The following is a 1055-nucleotide window of genomic DNA, read 5'->3' as shown; positions in this document are numbered from 1 at the left end:
CTAGAGCGTTTTCCGACCTGCCTGAATCTTTGTTCTTCCGCGACGCGGGAGGGATCTGATTCAAGCTGACGGTCGGAGTGGAGGCCGACGGTCATGACCAAGGCGCTGTCGGAGGATCTTCGGGAGAGGGTGATGGCGGCGGTGGATGCGGGAGCGACGCATCGCCAGGCGTCGGAGCGGTTTGAGGTGAGCGCGGCGAGCGTGAGCCGGTGGGGCCTGTTGAGGCGCTCGACCGGGACGGTGGTGCCGGGGCGGCTGGGCGGAGATCGGCGGTCGGGGCGGATCGAGGCGCATGCAGCGCTGATCCTGTCGCTGTATGGAAGCCGCAAGGACATCACGCTGGCGGAGATCCGCGAGGAACTGGCCAAGGCTGATGTGGCGGTGAGCATCGCGTCGGTATGGCGGTTCTTCGACCGGCGCGGGCTGACGGTCAAAAAAAGTCGGCGCATGCGGCCGAACAGGAACGCCCCGACGTCGTGATGCGGCGCGCTGAGTGGCGCGAAGCACAGCGTGACTTCGAGCCCGATCGCCTGGTGTTCATCGACGAGACCTGGGCCTCGACATCCATGGCCCGCATCCGCGGGCGAGCCCCGCGCGGTGAGCGTCTGCGCATGGCCATCCCGCACGGGCACTGGAAGACCACGACCTTCGTCGCTGGCCTGCGCAACAGCGGCATGGTCGCGCCCATGGTGCTCGACGGGCCGATCAACGGCATCGCCTTCCAGGCCTATGTCGATCAGGTGCTCGTGCCTGACCTGCGCCCCGGCGATATCGTGATCATGGACAACCTTGGCAGCCACAAGGGCGTCGGCGTCCGCGCCGCGATCGAAGCGGCAGGTGCCAGCCTGTTGTACCTGCCGCCCTACAGCCCCGACCTCAACCCCATCGAGAACGCCTTCGCCAAGCTCAAGGCCATGCTGCGCAAGGCAGCCGAGCGAACCATCGAAGGGCTTTGGTCTTCCATCGGCAGATTGATCGACGCCTTCAATCTAACCGAATGCACCAATTTCTTCCGCAACGCCGGCTATCGATCAAGTTGATCGAAAAACGCTCTA

General features: G+C 65.0%; 1 protein-coding gene. It reads left to right on the top strand.

Annotated elements, in window-relative coordinates; genetic code table 11:
* The first annotated feature begins 93 nt into the window (after positions 1–93).
* Positions 94–1040 (top strand): IS630 family transposase gene (locus AAFN86_RS29545; protein WP_408906645.1). Its coding sequence is split into 2 segments (ribosomal slippage): positions 94–432 and positions 435–1040, totalling 945 coding nucleotides; the frame shifts between segments, so codons are not numbered across the junction.
* Positions 1041–1055: the final 15 nt, after the last annotated feature.

Source organism: Roseomonas sp. CAU 1739 (assembly GCF_039839775.1).
Lineage (GTDB): Bacteria > Pseudomonadota > Alphaproteobacteria > Acetobacterales > Acetobacteraceae > Neoroseomonas.
The sequence above is the reverse complement of the archived record's forward strand: the minus strand, read 5'-3'. Positions and strand labels throughout refer to the sequence as shown.